The sequence below is a fragment of the Salinicoccus kekensis genome, from assembly GCF_900220995.1.
GTDB lineage: Bacteria > Bacillota > Bacilli > Staphylococcales > Salinicoccaceae > Lacicoccus > Lacicoccus kekensis.
On record NZ_OBQF01000001.1, the window covers coordinates 341,543 to 357,770 of the forward strand.

Annotated in this window: 14 protein-coding genes; 12 read left to right on the forward strand and 2 right to left on the reverse strand. The window is 42.4% G+C overall.

Features of this window, described 5'->3' with window-relative positions; all coding sequences use genetic code 11:
* Positions 1–18: 18 nt before the first annotated feature.
* The 5 genes from CRN96_RS01615 to rbsK all read left to right on the forward strand — a co-directional run bounded on the left by CRN96_RS01615 (position 19) and on the right by rbsK (position 5,331).
* Positions 19–1,434, forward strand: a complete 1,416-nt coding sequence (locus CRN96_RS01615) for an MDR family MFS transporter (RefSeq protein ID WP_097038466.1) — start codon at positions 19–21, stop codon at positions 1,432–1,434.
* A 105-nt stretch (positions 1,435–1,539) separates the two neighbouring features.
* Positions 1,540–2,154, forward strand: a complete 615-nt coding sequence (locus tag CRN96_RS01620; protein ID WP_097038468.1) for an SCO family protein — start codon at positions 1,540–1,542, stop codon at positions 2,152–2,154.
* Between the two features lie 96 nt (positions 2,155–2,250).
* Positions 2,251–3,456 (forward strand): CynX/NimT family MFS transporter, encoded by a 1,206-nt coding sequence (locus CRN96_RS01625; RefSeq protein WP_097038470.1) that lies wholly within the window; start codon positions 2,251–2,253, stop codon positions 3,454–3,456.
* Between the two features lie 74 nt (positions 3,457–3,530).
* Positions 3,531–4,475 carry a nucleoside hydrolase gene (locus CRN96_RS01630; RefSeq protein ID WP_097038472.1) on the forward strand — a complete coding sequence of 315 codons (945 nt, stop codon included), beginning with the start codon at positions 3,531–3,533 and terminating at the stop codon, positions 4,473–4,475.
* The gene (gene rbsK / locus CRN96_RS01635; RefSeq protein ID WP_097038473.1) at positions 4,462–5,331 is read left to right on the forward strand and encodes a ribokinase; all 870 of its coding nucleotides are present in this window, start codon (positions 4,462–4,464) and stop codon (positions 5,329–5,331) included. The genes CRN96_RS01630 and rbsK overlap by 14 nt, the downstream gene beginning before the upstream one ends.
* 69 nt (positions 5,332–5,400) lie before the next feature.
* On the opposite strand, the gene CRN96_RS01640 is transcribed toward rbsK, so the two are convergent.
* Positions 5,401–5,718 (reverse strand): DUF3243 domain-containing protein, encoded by a 318-nt coding sequence (locus CRN96_RS01640; RefSeq protein WP_097038475.1) that lies wholly within the window; start codon positions 5,716–5,718, stop codon positions 5,401–5,403.
* Positions 5,719–6,119: 401 nt separating this feature from the next.
* Between CRN96_RS01640 and CRN96_RS01645 the strand changes: the two genes are divergently transcribed.
* The 7 genes from CRN96_RS01645 (at position 6,120) to CRN96_RS01675 (ending at position 14,878) form a co-directional block, all read left to right on the forward strand.
* Positions 6,120–7,136: a TAXI family TRAP transporter solute-binding subunit gene (locus tag CRN96_RS01645; protein WP_097038477.1), complete on the forward strand. Its 1,017-nt coding sequence runs from the start codon at positions 6,120–6,122 to the stop codon at positions 7,134–7,136.
* A complete protein-coding gene (locus CRN96_RS01650) occupies positions 7,126–9,078 on the forward strand; it encodes a TRAP transporter permease (protein ID WP_097038479.1) in 1,953 nt (650 codons plus the stop codon). The genes CRN96_RS01645 and CRN96_RS01650 overlap by 11 nt, the downstream gene beginning before the upstream one ends.
* On the forward strand, positions 9,078–9,779 hold the full coding sequence (locus CRN96_RS01655; protein ID WP_097038482.1) for a FadR/GntR family transcriptional regulator: 702 nt from the start codon (positions 9,078–9,080) through the stop codon (positions 9,777–9,779). The genes CRN96_RS01650 and CRN96_RS01655 overlap by 1 nt, the downstream gene beginning before the upstream one ends.
* A gap of 8 nt (positions 9,780–9,787) precedes the next feature.
* On the forward strand, positions 9,788–11,194 hold the full coding sequence (locus CRN96_RS01660; protein ID WP_097038483.1) for an FAD-binding oxidoreductase: 1,407 nt from the start codon (positions 9,788–9,790) through the stop codon (positions 11,192–11,194).
* Positions 11,187–12,461 carry a (Fe-S)-binding protein gene (locus CRN96_RS01665; protein ID WP_097038486.1) on the forward strand — a complete coding sequence of 425 codons (1,275 nt, stop codon included), beginning with the start codon at positions 11,187–11,189 and terminating at the stop codon, positions 12,459–12,461. The genes CRN96_RS01660 and CRN96_RS01665 overlap by 8 nt, the downstream gene beginning before the upstream one ends.
* 21 nt (positions 12,462–12,482) lie before the next feature.
* On the forward strand, positions 12,483–13,676 hold the full coding sequence (lhgO, locus tag CRN96_RS01670) for an L-2-hydroxyglutarate oxidase (protein WP_097038487.1): 1,194 nt from the start codon (positions 12,483–12,485) through the stop codon (positions 13,674–13,676).
* 215 nt (positions 13,677–13,891) lie between these two features.
* Positions 13,892–14,878: an acyltransferase family protein gene (locus tag CRN96_RS01675; protein WP_097038489.1), complete on the forward strand. Its 987-nt coding sequence runs from the start codon at positions 13,892–13,894 to the stop codon at positions 14,876–14,878.
* A 55-nt stretch (positions 14,879–14,933) separates the two neighbouring features.
* Here CRN96_RS01675 and CRN96_RS01680 read toward each other — a convergent pair whose 3' ends face one another.
* Positions 14,934–16,154 carry a YeeE/YedE family protein gene (locus tag CRN96_RS01680; protein ID WP_097039650.1) on the reverse strand — a complete coding sequence of 407 codons (1,221 nt, stop codon included), beginning with the start codon at positions 16,152–16,154 and terminating at the stop codon, positions 14,934–14,936.
* Positions 16,155–16,228 lie beyond the last annotated feature (74 nt).

A 16,228-nucleotide genomic window follows, 5' to 3' on the forward strand; every position in this document is an offset into this window, starting at 1 on the left:
CAGGAAAGAAGTGTCAACATGAATAGAAAACTCTCGGATTTCTTTAATGAAAGAAATTTCGTTGTCGCGAATTTAATCTTCGGGGCGTTCATCGCCATATTGAACCAGACACTGCTCGTCACGGCCGTCCCGTCCATCATGGAAGATCTCAATATCCCGTTCAGCACGGCACAGTGGCTGACGACGGGATTCTTCCTTGTGAACGGGATCATGATTCCCGTGACTGCATTTCTGATCAATAAATTCACGACCCGGAAACTGTATATATTCGCAATGACCCTGTTCACAATCGGGACGATTATTGCGGCCGCAGCCCCGGCTTTCGGCCTGCTGCTCGTGGGGCGCATTGTCCAGGCGGCAGCGGCGGGCATCATGATGCCCTTGTCCCAGGTGGTGCTGCTCAAAATGTTTGCGCCGGAAAAACGCGGACGGGCCATGGGGCTGTTCGGCCTGATCATCGGTTTTGCACCGGCGGTCGGTCCGTCACTGTCCGGCTATATCGTTGAAATCTGGCCGTGGCGGACGTTATTCATCATCATTGCACCATTTGCTGCAGTGAACATATTATTTGCATACAGGTTCATGAGGAACGTCACGGAAACGACGGATCCGCCTGTGGATTATACATCGATCATCCTGTCGACACTCGGTTTTGGCGGCATGCTCTACGGATTTTCAGTTGCAGGCATGAGCGGATGGACCGACCCGGAAGTCGTTCTCCCGATCATCATCGGTGGAATCATCGTCTTCATCTTTGTCCGCAGACAGCTGAGGCTTGATATACCGCTTCTGGAGCTCAGGGTGTTCAAAAACAAATACTTCCTGCTCAGCACACTCATCGGGGTGATCGTATTCACATCAATGGTCAGTGCCAACAACATTCTGCCGGTGCTGATGCAGGATATGCTCGGCTACACCGCATTCGAATCGGGGCTTGCATTATTCCCGGGTGCATTATTGATGGGCGGTTTCGGCCTCGCAGCCGGTTTCCTGTTCGATAAGTACGGCATCAAAGTGCTGACGTTGATTTCACTCGGAATCATTTTTGCGACTTCCGTCATGCTGGCGGTGCTGGATGAGAATACATCATGGATATACTTGACGGTCGTCTATTCGTTCCGCCTCATCGGCGCGGGCCTTTCGATGATGCCGCTCACGACATTCGCCATGAATGCATTGGAAGATCACCTGCTGCCGCACGGGACATCAATCAACAATACGATGAGGCAGATCGGCGGGTCATTGTTCACGGCCCTGCTGATTACGATCATGACCGGATTTGCAATCAGCGCATCTGCAGGCGAACCGACCACCGCCGAAGAAATCATGGGCGTCAACGTCTCCTTCATCGTGGCTGCCGTCCTCGCATTCATCGGCCTCGTCATGGCCTTCTTCCTGAAGGAACAGAAGAAGAGGAAGACGGCTGAGAAATAAAGGCAGCGCATGGACATACTAATTTCACAATATTATATAAAAACACAGACAACTCCTGTTTTTAATTTGGTATATTAATAATAGTTGAAATATGGAGGGTATGGATTGAAGAAGTTTATTTTGTTTACACTGATCTCTTCATTGCTGCTTGCTGCCTGCAGTGATTCGGATGTTGAAACCATGTCCAGTTTCGGCAATGAAATCGGGGAGTATTCGGTGACGAATCAAAACGGTGAGACCTTTACAGAGGAAGATATGGAAGGCAAGGTATGGCTCCTTGACTTCATATTCACTAATTGTGCTACGGTCTGTCCTCCAATGACTGCCAATATGACACATGTCACACAGGAACTCGAAGAGCGCGGGGTTGAAGATTACGGTGTCCTGAGTTTTACGGTCGATCCGGAAAATGACACACCGGAGGCCCTGACTGAATACATCGAGTATTATGATGTGCCTGAAGGCACGGAGTGGCATCTGATGACGGATTATGATTATGACTTCATCCGCGGATTCGCCGAACAGAATTTCAAGACGATTGTGGCACCGCCGCCATCAGGCAGTGACCAGGTCACACACGGGACGAGCTTCTATCTGATCGATTCGGATGGGGTCGTCAGGAAGTCCTATCCGGGGCTTGATACCGGAGACACGAGCTTCCCCGTCGATGAAATCGTTGATGATGTTGCGACATTGACCGCAGAAATAGATATGGAATGATTTTAAAAGAGCAGACAGCTGCTCTTTTTTATTTTAAATAATTATAAGCCTATGAAATATGTTATGATATTTTAGTTATTCAAGGGAGGCGGTTCAATGTCGGTACGTAAAGAACGTTATTACATAGCTTTGTTGCTGCTTGCGATCATTTTTATAGGGGGATCCCTGCGCTCGCCGATTTCATCCATCGGTCCGCTGGTCCCTTTCTTCAGCGAGGATCTCGGTCTCAGCAATACGATGATCGGTTTCCTGAACACCCTGCCGCTTCTGGCATTCGGTCTGTTCTCGCCGTTCATACCGGGAATTGCGCGGAAATACGGCATGGAGATCCCTTTGTTGATTTCAATGGTCTTTTTGACTGCCGGAATCTTCATGAGGGGAATGGACGGCACGGTCATGCTGTTTTTCGGCACCGCGGTGATCGGCCTCTCCATTGCGGTCGGCAACGTGCTCTCGCCGGGCCTCATCAAGGCAACTTTTCCTTTTAAAGTCGGCCTGATGACAGGACTGTATTCTTTTTCAATGAATATCGTGAGTGCCCTGTCGGCCGGGCTTTCCGTAAGTGTGGCCGCCTCCAGTGGATACGACTGGCGGACGGCACTCGCAATGTGGGGCATCTTCCCGCTGATCGCCGTATTCGTATTGATACTGAGGATGCCGCGGGTGATGGAGGAACGGAAGAAGGTCTTCAAAACAATTGATGGCAGGCCGTCTGAAAAATTATGGAATTCCCCGCTGGCATGGGCGGTGACGTTCTATATGGGGCTCCAGTCCCTGATTCCATATACTTTATTTGCCTGGCTGCCGGCGATACTGGTGGATAAAGGCTTCAGTGAGACCGAAGCGGGATGGATGCTCACAATCTATCAGCTGGGACTCCTGCCGACGACTTTCATCGCACCGCTCATCGCTTATAGATTTTCGGACCAGAGGGTGCTCGGTGTATCGAGCGGTCTGATGTTCGCAACAGGTCTTTTGGGTGTCTTGCTGATGCCGGTGCACTGGATGATCATACCGTTCCTGATTCTTACCGGAATCGGTGCCGGCACCACCTTCAGCCTGGCCATGATGTTCTTCGTGCTGCGTTCGAATTCGGTGGAGCAGTCGGCGCAGCTGTCAGGGATGGCCCAGTCCGTCGGCTATGTGCTGGCGGCAACCGGCCCCTTACTGCTCGGAATGCTTGCCGAATACACCGGATCATGGAGTCCTTCCATGATGATCCTGATATTAGTGTCATTGATGATTGCCATCTTCGGATATTTTGCAGGCAGTAATAGAACCGTGACAAACGGGATCCGATAAAATATCTTCTTTTGCATGAGGACTTTTTTTGGTCTGTTATGCTACGATTGATAAAAACAGGAAAGGCTGATTTTATGAGGAATGTAATACTGGACTGCGACCCGGGGCATGATGATGCGATTTCCATCATCATCGGGGCATCAAAAAGAAGCGGGCTGAACATACTCGGCATCACCACGGTGGCCGGGAATGTGGAAGTCGAAAAGAATACGAGGAACGCCCTGCAGGTCTGTGAACTGATCGGTCTGGACGTCCCCGTTGTTGAAGGTGCTGTACGTCCGCTGGTCAGGGAAAGCGAGATCGCACCTGAAATCCACGGGGAGACAGGCCTCGACGGCCCTGTGCTGAGCACGCCGGCGAAAAAGAAGACACCCGGCCATGCGGTTGATTTCATCATTGAACAAGTCAAAAAGAGTGAGGGGAAAGTGACGCTCGTTCCGACCGGCCCCCTTACGAACATCGCACTTGCTTTGATCAAGGAACCTTCAATCAAGGACAATATAGACGAGATCGTATTGATGGGCGGAGGCACGTTCGGCAACTGGACGCCTGCTGCAGAATTCAACATCTATGTGGATGCCGAGGCTGCAAAAGTGGTGTACGAAAGCGGCGTTCCGGTCACAATGTTCGGCCTTGATGTCACGCATCAGGTCATCGCAGACGAGGCGATCATCAACCGTGTGGCTGAAATCGACAACATCACCGCCGGATTCGTTAAAGAACTCCTGATTTTCTTTGCCGAAACTTACAGAAATCATTTCGGTTTTTCAGGCGGACCGATCCACGATGCATGTACAACGATGTACTTGATCGACCCGGATATGTTCCACTTTGAAGATGTCAACGTCACAATCGAGACGAAAGGTGAAGCTACATACGGCATGACAGTGGTCGACCTTCTCAAAACAACGGGCAAGCCGGAAAACGTCAAATTCGCAACCGGCGTGGATGAAGACACATTCTGGAACGTCTTCCTGGACATACTTGATTCGTATGGTGAAACCAATGCGGAAGCCTAAGGTCACCATCATCGGCAGCATCAATATGGACCTTGTGACCATCACCGATGAAGTGGCGATGCAGGGCGAGACCGTCCATGGAAAGGACTTCCGGACACTCCACGGCGGCAAGGGCGCGAACCAGGCCGTCGCAGCCTCACGCCTCGGAGCCGATGTATCCATGATCGGGAAAGTCGGGGATGATGATTTCGGGCGCTCGATGCTCGAAAACTTTGAGGCGAACGGTGTGGACATCGAGGGGATCGGCATTGAAAAAGATACCCCCTCAGGTATTGCGAACATCATCGTTTCAAATAAAGACAACCGGATCATCATCATCGCCGGGGCCAACGGTAAAGTGGACCGGGCACACGTCGACCGGTATGCTGAAATCATCCGGGAGAGCGACATCGTGCTCGTCCAGTTCGAAATACCGATGGAGACGGTGAAGCATGCGATTGATATATGCAGCCGGGAAAACGTACCCGTCATCATCAATCCGGCACCGGTCACGGCGCTTGAGGATGCATACTTTGAAGCCGCCGCATACATCACACCGAATGAACACGAGCGTGCGAAACTCTTTAAAATGCGTGATGACGGCCTGCCCGAGCATCATGAGAAACTGATCACCACACAGGGTGCACAAGGAGCGTCATACTTCAAGGACGGGCGGGAGATCATACTGCCGCCGAAAAATGTCGAAGTTGTTGATACGACCGGGGCAGGGGATACTTTCAATGCCGCGTTCGCCGTTGCGATCGCTGAAGGAAAAGATATCGAAGCGGCGATCAATTTCGCCAATGCCGCCGCAGGCCTCGCAGTCGGTAAAATCGGCGCACAGAACGGGATGCCTAAGCGGGAAGACCTCCAATGATCATATAAACGCAAAACTCCCGAAATCCAAAATTGGATTTCGGGAGTTTTAATTTTAATTTAAGTTATTTTAATTCGTTTTCTGAGCCATTCTGACGAGGGTCCTTGCGACCGTCTTCTTCTCGTCGTCATTTTCAGTCGCTTTCCATAATTCTTTAAGAACCTGTTCTTCACGGTTACGCGGCTCCTCATTTGAAGCCAGGTAATCCGCCACTTTGGTGGCCGACTTCGCAAGCTGATCTTCATCCATGCCCAGCTTTTCGCCTTTGCTCACCTGGTTGCCTAAATAATTGATGAATTTGTCATAGCTCTGCAGGATCTGTTCCTTGTCTTCCTGATCCATGCTTTGTGCTTCTTCTTCCGGGTTATTCACATTCTCGTTACTCATACTACGCCTCCTAAAATTTGAATTTCTTGAATTGAATTCGCATAATTCTAATCGGACGTTGTAAGTATCTGTGATGTCATCCCATCTATTGAACAAGCTTCCCGTTAAATACATGTTCTAAACATTTAAAATGTAAAAATCCAATCAGACAGCAGGGGACTTCAAGATCAACATACTAAGTTGTAAGATTTGCAAATCTAGTCATTGCTGTATTCAATTGAAAACTAAATTTGAATGTCTAGTAATGATTATTATTTATTTAAGTAAATACTCCAGAGTAATCAAAATAAATAAAAAAGTTTTAAGAATCTTCATTATTCATATTGCATGTTAAAAGTTAATATTGTAATATTGTGTTATTGTATTACAAGTGAAAGCGCATACAAAAGAGGGGGAGAACTATGAAAGTACGATTTACTGCTTTAATTTTATTATGTGTAGTGATTTTAAGCGGATGCAACTTCGAAAAAAAGGAGATTTATAACATCGCTACAGCTTCTACGGGAGGTACATATTATCCAATTGGAGTAGGGATGGGCCAATTGTGGACTGAGCATTATAGAGATCAGAATATTAAATTTAATGGTCAGTCATCAGCTGGCTCTGTTGAGAATATTGATTTATTAAAAAATCAAGAAGCTGATATGGCAATTCTTCAGAATTTGATCTCTACTCAAGCTGTTGAAGGTAGCGGGGTATTTGAGGGGGATTCTTATGAAGAGTTACGTGCTATAGGGATGATTTGGCCAAATGTAGAACACTTTGTACTTATGAATAGTGATATTGAATCCGGTAACATTTCAGACATTGAAGGGAATTCATTCTCAGTGGGACCACAAGCAAGTGGTACTGAACAATCTACTTTGACGATGATGGAAGGGATAGGAATAGATATAAATGATATTCGCCCAGAATATTTAGGATATGACGATACAATTTCTTCAATGAGAGATGGTCGTCTGGATGGTGGTTCCTTGCCAGCAGGAACGCCAGTTTCAGCAATTACAGACATGTATGCAAGTGGGTTGAACGCGGATATCTTAGAAGTTACAGATGATCAGCTAGAAGCAATTAATGAAGTTGCGAATGCATGGTACAGTTATACGATTGAAGCAGGCACTTACCCAAGGCAAGATGAAGATATTGTGACTATAGCCCAGCCAAATATATTGGTGACTACCTCAGATATGGACACCGAAATGGTTTATAACTTAACTAAGATACTTTTCGAAAATCAGGAATATATGGTAAATATTCATAATTCAGCTAGAGAAATGCAAATAGAAACTGCTTTAGAAGGTCTTAATACTCCTTTGCATGAAGGCGCTTACTTGTACTTTGAAGAGCAGGGTATTGACATTGAAGAAAAGTTGATTCCGATAGAGTTGACAGAGGGGAGCAATTCTAATGAAAACTGATACTACAAAACAAACTAGACCAGAAGAAATAGAAGTCGAAGTTGAAGGAGGACAACGTGAATTAAATGGGTGGCCTAAAAAGGCAGTAGCAATTATAGGAATTGTATTAGCGCTGTTTGTCTTATTAACATCCAGTTATTTAAATATACAGGAGTTTTATAGAAACACCATATTTATTACACTAATTGTAGTATTAGGATTTTTCTTATATCCTGCTAACAAAAAGAAACCGGATTCTAAATTCTCTATATTTGATCTAACAATGGTATTTTTTACTATAATTTCAATTGGATATATAATATTCACCTATCAGAATTTACACGTGGAAAGAATGTCTCAAGCAAATACTGTTGATTATATATTTTCGATAATATGTATATTGGTATTGTTTGAGATTACTCGCCGTGCAATAGGAATTTTTATACCTATCTTAAGCATTTTGGCAATGTTATATGCAATCTATGGGGCATATTTTCCAATAGATTTTGCTCATTCAGGTTTTAGTTTAGAGAGACTACTATACCGCATCTATATGACATCAAATGGTTTATTTGGTAGCACACTTTCTATAGCATCTACCTATATTGTACTATTCATTCTTTTTGGCTCATTTTTAACGGCAAGTGGTGCGAGTAAGCTATTCAATGATTTAGCTATGGCGATTGCGGGACAGCGAAGGGGAGGCCCTGCCCAAGTTGCTGTAATTTCAAGTGCTTTGACCGGATCTTTAAATGGTAGTGCTGTAGCGAATGTTGCCACAACTGGGGCTTTCACAATACCCTTGATGAAAAGTATAGGTTTAAAACCTAAGTTTGCTGGTGGAGTAGAAGCTGCCGCTTCGACAGGTGGGATGATCATGCCACCTATTATGGGTGCTGCCGCATTTATAATGGCTGGATTTTTGGGGATTCCATATACAACAGTCGTTATCGCAGCAATAATTCCTGCGCTACTTTATTATATTGCTTTGATTTTTTCAATTGATACAGAAGCCAAAAAGTTAGGACTTAAAGGGGTAAGTAAAGATAATATACCCGATGTTAAAGCTGTATTAGTTGAAAGAGGAGCTTTACTACTGCCTATCATAGTAGTGTTTGCAGTTTTACTCACAGGAAGGACTGCAATTTTAGCGGGTTTCGCAGGTATAATAGCTGCAATTATCACATCATACTTGACTAAAGATAAGAAAAATAGAATTACAGTACCTAAATTTTTCGAAGCTCTGATTGATGGTTCCAAAAACTCTATTCAGGTTGCGATTGCATGTTCTGTAGTAGGAATAATAATAGCAGTAGTTTCAATGAGTGGTGTAGGGTCAATGCTTGCATATAATGTAATTGAAATTGCTGGTGGGAACTTATTTGTAATACTACTTTTTGTAATGGTTGTCTGTATTATATTGAGTTTTGGACTCCCTTCCACTGCACTTTATATAGTTGTTGCTGTAACTGCTGCACCAGCTTTAATTAATGCAGGGGTCAATCCATTAGCTGCACATTTCTTTGTCTTTTATTTTGGGGCACTTTCAAATGTAACACCTCCTGTTGCATTGGCCGCATATACAGCTGCCGGCATTGCCAAATCAGATCCTATGCAGACTTCTTGGACGGCTTTAAGGTTAGCATTCCCAGGTTTCATCATTCCGTTTATTATTGCTTATGACCCTATTTTACTTTTGCAGTTTGATGAAACAGGGTTTAATTTGGTAACACTCGTAGTAGCCCTTCTTTCAGCATTAATAGGTGTTTATGCTATATCGGTCGGATTGGGTAATTTTATAAAAGTTAGACTTAATATTTTTGAAAGGATTATGATATTAGTTTCAGCTTTTCTATTGATAACAACTGATAACACTACAGATTTAATTGGACTTGCTTTATTCGTCATAGTCCTTGCTATGCACTTGGTAAGGGGTAAAAGAATTGTGGAGGCAGAAGCTTAGTGGAACCTATTAAAAAAGAAAAGTTATCAGATATCATTTTTACACAGCTTGTGACAATGATAAGAAATCAAGAATATATAGAAGGAGAGAAGCTACCTTCAGAAAACGATTTAGCAAAATATTTTAATGTTAGTCGAGTTCCAGTAAGAGAAGCAATTTCAAAATTGGTTTCTGTGGGATATGTGGAATCTCATCAAGGAAAAGGCAGTTACATTAAAAGTGTAGCTGCCTCAGATGAGTTCAAAGAATATACTTACGGAGAATTTACTAAAAAAGAGTTATTTAATTTACTTGAAATGAGAACGCTATTGGAAGTTGAAGCTGCTAAATTAAGCGCACAACGGAGAGATGAAAAGAACTTAAAAGAAATTGAATCGGCATTATTGGATTTTAAAGAAATCACACAAGATCAATTCTCTATTGGACATAAAGCTGATTATAATTTTCATAAGGCAATAGTCAAATCTACCAATAATGATTACATTATTCAAACTTTCAATAACTTACAATTGGTCCATCAGAATGCGTTGGAATTTTCTTTGAAATTGAATATTGGAAAACCTAGAAAAAGAGAAGAAGTCTATAAAGAACATGAAGAGATTTATAATGCTATATTGACTCAAGATGAAAATGAAGCAAAAAAGAGAATGGAGATTCATTTGATAAACATGCGAAAAAAATTAGGTGATGAAAGAGTCTAGGTGATTTTATGTATGAAGATTTAAGGAACAGTCTCGAAAGTATATTCGAAGAAAGATTGTTTTATAAAATTGAAGATCGAATTTCTTATGGTTACGATGGGTCATTCGGGCAACATACTCCTGATTTTGTAGTTCAAGTAAAGTCCGCAGAAGAAGTTCAAACAGTTGTAAAGCTGGCAAATAAGTTTAACGTGCCTATCACACCAAGAGGTGCAAGCACTAGTTTGTCAGGAGGGCCTCTACCTGTTGAGAAAGGGATTCTAATGGATTTTTCTCAGTGGGATCACTATCTCGAAATTTTTCCCGATGATTTGCTGATAAAAGCAAGCCCTGGTGTAATAACTAGTGATATTCATAAACTTGCTGACCAATATAACCTGATGTATCCACCGGATCCTTCATCCTCCTCAATCTGTACAATAGGTGGCAACCTGGCTGAAAATGCTGGGGGGCCAAGAGGAGTTAAATATGGAGTCACAAAAGATTATGTACTCGGTCTCGAAATTGTCACTGCAAGTGGAGAAATTATAAATACAGGTGGGAATACTGTTAAAAATGTTACCGGTTATGATTTAACGAAACTTATTATTGGCTCAGAGGGTACTTTGGCTATTATTACTGAAGCTACATTGAGATTAATACCGAAACCTTTGGCGACAAAAACTGCGATGATTTTATTTGATGATTTATATACAGCAGGAAAGTCGATTTCAGCAATACTCACTTCTGGAGTGAGGCCATCAAAAATGGAAATATTGGATAATAATTCACTTAATAGAGTAGAAGATTATGCGCATTTAAATTTACCTAGGGAAGCCGCCGCAATTTTACTGGTTGAAGTCGATGGTCATCCATCTATATTGGATAAAGAACTCATAACTATTAAAGAAGCATTGACTAAAATAGGCGTGGATAAAATTGAAATTGCAGAGAGTGCTGAGGAGGAAGAAAAGTTATGGCAGGTTAGAAAGCTTGTATCTCCAGCAATAGTTAAGAGTGGGTATACCAAAATTTCTGAAGATATAACATTACCTCTCAGTAAAATTCCTGATATGTTTGAAAAAATCGATAAAATAAAAAAGGAGTATGACCTGAATATAGTAGTCTTTGGCCACGCAGGAGACGGTAATTTACATCCTACAATTAACACTAATATGAGGGACCAAGGGGAAGTCGGACGCGTTGAAGATGCAGTGGAAGAAATCTTCAATTATGCTATAGCACTTGGTGGGACGTTGTCTGGTGAGCATGGTATCGGTACTATGAAGCGAGCATTTATGACAAATGAAATGGGTGAGAGTGGCGTTCTTTTTCAAAAAGCTATCAAACAGGCATTGGATCCCAAGAACCTACTTAATCCTAGTAAGATATTCCCTATTGCAGGAGAGAAAAGGTTAGTGTTGCGGAATGACTAATAAATTAATTGAGAAATTAGATTATCAGGCTACGTTTGATTGTGTACAATGTGGCTATTGTCTGCCAGTCTGCCCCACATATATCGCGTTTGAAAATGAGAAGCATTCACCAAGAGGAAGAATAAATTTAGTTAAGTTAGTTGCTGAAGAGAAACTGGAGATATCGGATATGGAAGAAGGCATCGACTTATGTTTGGGGTGCCGAGCATGCGAAACGATTTGTCCAACCAATGTCCGCTACGGAGATATACTCATGTCAGCAGTTGAAGTGATTAAAGAAAATAAAGACATGACTTTGAAAGAAAGAGGAATCAGGACAGCAGCTTTTGATATAGTTTTGAAAAATAAGAGAGTTATTCGAATGATGAACAAGGGATTATACTTTTATCAGAAAAGTGGTCTGAAAAAGACAGTAACAGATTCGAATATACTTAAACCGTTATCAAAATATAACGATTTAAATAAAGCTATGCCAGATATTGTACTCAGCAAAAGACTCACCAATAATATCAATCCATTCAGGAAGAAGGATATACAGGTTGGCTTCTTTCAAGGATGTATAATGGAAGCTTTCTTTAATCGTATTAATGATTTGGCTATTAAAATCATGGAAGCTCATGACTTACAAGTCACTAATATCAAAAACCAAACCTGTTGTGGCGCTCTTCAGCATCACTCGGGAGAACATGATAATACAGTGGTTCAAGCCATGAAAAACATTGAGGCATATGAAAAATATAACTTTGATTTTATTGTCAATACTATTGGAGGATGTGGGGCAACGCTTAAGGAATATCCAAAACTCTTTGAAGAAGGCACATTATGGCATAAGCGAGCTCTAAATTTCACTTCTAAAGTTCGGGATATATCTGAGATTATGAGCATGATTGATTTGAACATGACAAAGTCAGTCAATAAAAATGCGATTTATCAGCCTTCTTGCCACCTGGAAAATGTTCAAAAGGTCTTTACAGATCCTTTAAAGATCATCAAAAATATTCCAGGATTAAATTATATTGATATGAAAGATAAATCTTTATGCTGCGGTTCAGCAGGTGTTTACAATATTATTCATTTTGATGAGTCAATGAAAGTGTTAGATTTAAAGATGGAGAATGTCAAAATTTCTCGACCTGATCTCATCATCACTTCCAATCCAGGTTGTCACATTCAAATGCAGTTGGGAGTTGAAAGGGAAGGTTTGAGTGAGCAGATTTCAGTGAAACACATAGTTGAGGTAGTGGCTGAAGCTTGTAATATCAGCTAGAACGAAAGGAGTTTAAGTAAGATGAAAACAGATATTATTATTATCGGTGCTGGTATCATAGGTTTGAGCACTGCTTATCAGTTATCAAAAGTCCATCCAGATAAAAAAATCATTGTTTTAGATAAAGAAGATACTGTTGCAAAGCATCAGACCGGACATAACAGTGGAGTGATTCATTCAGGAATCTATTATAAACCTGGCTCCTTTAAAGCAACTTTTGCAAAAAATGGCTCTAATTCTATGTATGAGTTCTGTAAAAAATATAAAATTAAATATGAACAAAGTGGGAAAGTTATTGTTGCTACTGATGAAAATCAAATTCCTACTATGAAAAAACTATATCAGCGTGGTCTCGAAAATGGATTAGATGTGGAATTATTGAATGATTATGAGGTGCGTCAGATTGAGCCATTTGTAAATACAGTAGGTGGTATATTAGTTAAAAATACCGGCATCGTAGATTTTAAAGAAGTAACAGAAAAGTATGCAGAGCTTTTTAGAAAAAATGATGGGGAAGTTATATTTAATGAAGAAGTGAGATCTATAAATAATGATTCGCAAAATATAACAATTAAGACCAGGGATAATACCTATACAGCTAAGTACTTAATTAATTGTGCTGGTTTATACAGTGATAAAATAGCTGAAATGTCAGGGATAGAGACTGATGTCAAAATCATACCTTTCAGAGGTGAGTATTACGAACTGAAATCAGAAGCTGCTGATTTGGTAAAAACATTAATCTATCCGGTTCCTAACCCGGAACTTCCTTTTTTAGGTGTACATTTTACCAATATGATAAACGGCGGAGTGGACGTCGGACCAAACGCTGTACTCGGCTTCAAAAAAGAAGCGTATAAAAAGATAGCATTTGACATAAATGAAACCAAAGAAATCTTAACTTTCCCTGGATTATATAAGATGGGTATTAAAAATATAAAAGAAGCTGTTGGGGAGTATTATCGTTCATTCAATAAGAGGGCTTTTGTAAAAGAAGCTAAAAAGCTGGTTCCACTTATAAAGGCAGATGATTTAACACCTATGGAAGCAGGTGTAAGAGCGCAAGCAATGAAAAAAGATGGTTCCATGGTAGATGACTTTCATTTTGAAGAAAACAATAATAGTCTACACGTGCTTAATGCTCCTTCCCCGGCAGCAACCTGTTCAATCGAAATTGGTAAAGAGATAACAAAAAGATTTTCAAAATCAATATAAAAAACGGGCTGTTAACAGTCCGTTTTTTATATTTAAACACACAGAATCATTCGATTCGGGCACAGAAAATCCAAGTAAAGGTCTCAGTTAGAGTGCAGGTCGAGGTGAACAATTTCAAGTTAAAGAATGGTTAAAACGGACGGGGACAGATTAGAATTGTCACACTCTGAAAATTAATATATGATCAGTTATACATTAACTTCAAGGAGACGAACATGAAGAAGCGCAATTACAATATTGACATTATAAAGGGCCTGGCAATCATTGCCGTTATCTTGATACATAGCCTGCCAGATGAAATGCTGCTTGCCATTTTATCTCCTTTCTACATTTGGCAGGCTGTTCCTGTATTTATATTGCTGGCGGGATATAATACAGCTCAATCTTTTCAGCGAAGAGGTTACGTCAGTCTCAATCAGTTCTATAACATTTCATTTCTTTATAAAAAGTTTGAAAGACTGGTTTATCCCTTTCTTTTTATATGGGCGATTCAGGTTATCATCCACTTCTTAATGATGGATGGATTGAATTTAAAAACTTTGGTGATATCTTTATTTACCGGCGGATGGGGGCCTGGCAGCTACTTCATTCCTGTCATTATACAGGCGACACTGATATTGCCTTTAATATATATGGTGATCAAAAGGAATTTGACTGCTGGTGTGATTGTTCTATTCTTCATCAGTATATTGGTGGATGTATTCTGTATGATGATCGATGTTTCGGGAAGTGTGTACAGAATAATCATCGTTCGTTATATATTTGCCTTGGTTTTAGGCGTCTGTTTATCTCTGAACACTAAAAATATAAACTATAAATGGTTGATCCCCCTGGCAATGTTGAGTGCGGTTTATATCGCGGGTGTGTATTATCAGGAATGGGAATTTTTCATAGAAAGATATTGGCAAAGCCAGCATGCACCATCCTATTTTTGGACATTATTACTGGTCATCATCGGGCTCCGGGCCTATCAATTCAAAGCAGCCAATCCTCTCAGCAGATTATTGGTGAAAATGGGGCAGGCTTCCTACCACATATTTTTGGTGCAGATGTTCTATTTTTGGGTGATTGCAGATGGTATCAGCGATTTTCCACTCATGATTTACTTAGCGATAACCTTGACGATCTGTATTGTATTCGGAATATTATTCTTCAATGCTGAAAACAGATTGAGAAACAGATTAAAGTTGCAAAGGCAGTAAAAACCCGACATCTCTTAAAGAGGTGTCGGGTTAGTTTGTAAGGTTGCTTTTCAGATCAGCACACTGAATCATTCGATTTGGGAACAGATAATCCGAATAAAGGTCTCAGGTAAAGTGCAAGGAATGTACCGCCGATCGCGACGATGCCCCAGATGTAGCCATGCAGGCTGAATGATGCGATGCCACCGAAGTATGCCCCGATGTTGCAGCCGAATGCAAGGCGTGCACCGTAGCCCATCATCAGGCCGCCGATGACGGAAGCCATGAAATTGCCTTTGGTGATTTTAGTGAATTTGAACAGTCCACCGGCCGCTGATGCGATGAACGCGCCGAGTATGACACCAAAGTTCAGGATTGTCGTGGAGTCTGCGAATATGGATGAGTTCAGTGCGGTCGCCGCTTCGCCCTGCCAGTAGCCCCAGCTTGCCACATCGAAACCGATGAACTGGGCGACTTTCGAGCCCCAGAGTGCAAATGCAGAAGTGATGCCCCACGGTTCACCGCGCGTCATCAGCGTCAGTGCGTTCAGCACCGCGAGTGCAATCGCTGCAGCCCACAGAGGCCATGAACCCCTGAAGATCCGCTTCCAGCCGCGGGCACTTGGCAGTGGCGCGATTTTCGGTGAATTCTTCTTCCTTTCAACGACTTTGCTGATATACGCAATGACCGCAAAGATGATCAATGAAACGATCAGTGCACCGCCGTAGCCGAGGTTGGTCGATGTCGCGAGGGAGAATTCTCCCATCGAGGGCATTTCCTCTGTCCAGAACGGCAGGTGCGCCGCCCCGATCGTCGTACCGATGATGAAGAAAATCAAAGTGATGAACATGACCGTGCGGCCGCCGCCGATGGCGTAGAGCGTCCCTGACGCACATCCGCCGCCGAGCTGCATGCCGATCCCGAAGATGAAGGCACCGACAATCAGGCTGACGCCGACAGGTGCGACATAACCGGCCACCTCGGCCCCGAAGAATGACAGGCCGAGCGCAAGGATCGGTGCGAATAATACAGTGGCTGCACCGAGCATCAGCATATGTGCCCTGAGCGCTTCACCGTTGCCGACCGACATGAGCCGCCTGAATGCCGAAGTGAAACCGAAACGTGCATGGAACAATGTATAACCGAGCAGCAATCCAATCAAAAGCAGGACCGGCTGGATGATCACCTGCGTCACTGCCAAATATATGAATAAAACCAAACTGACTAAAATACCGCCGCCAATCAGTAGTTTCTGCGGATCTTTCAGTGCATCCACATCGCGGTGGACCGGATCCATCACTTTACTGACCGTATTAATATTGGTGGTCAAATGAATTCCTCTTTTCCTAGTTATTAAATATGAATTATAAT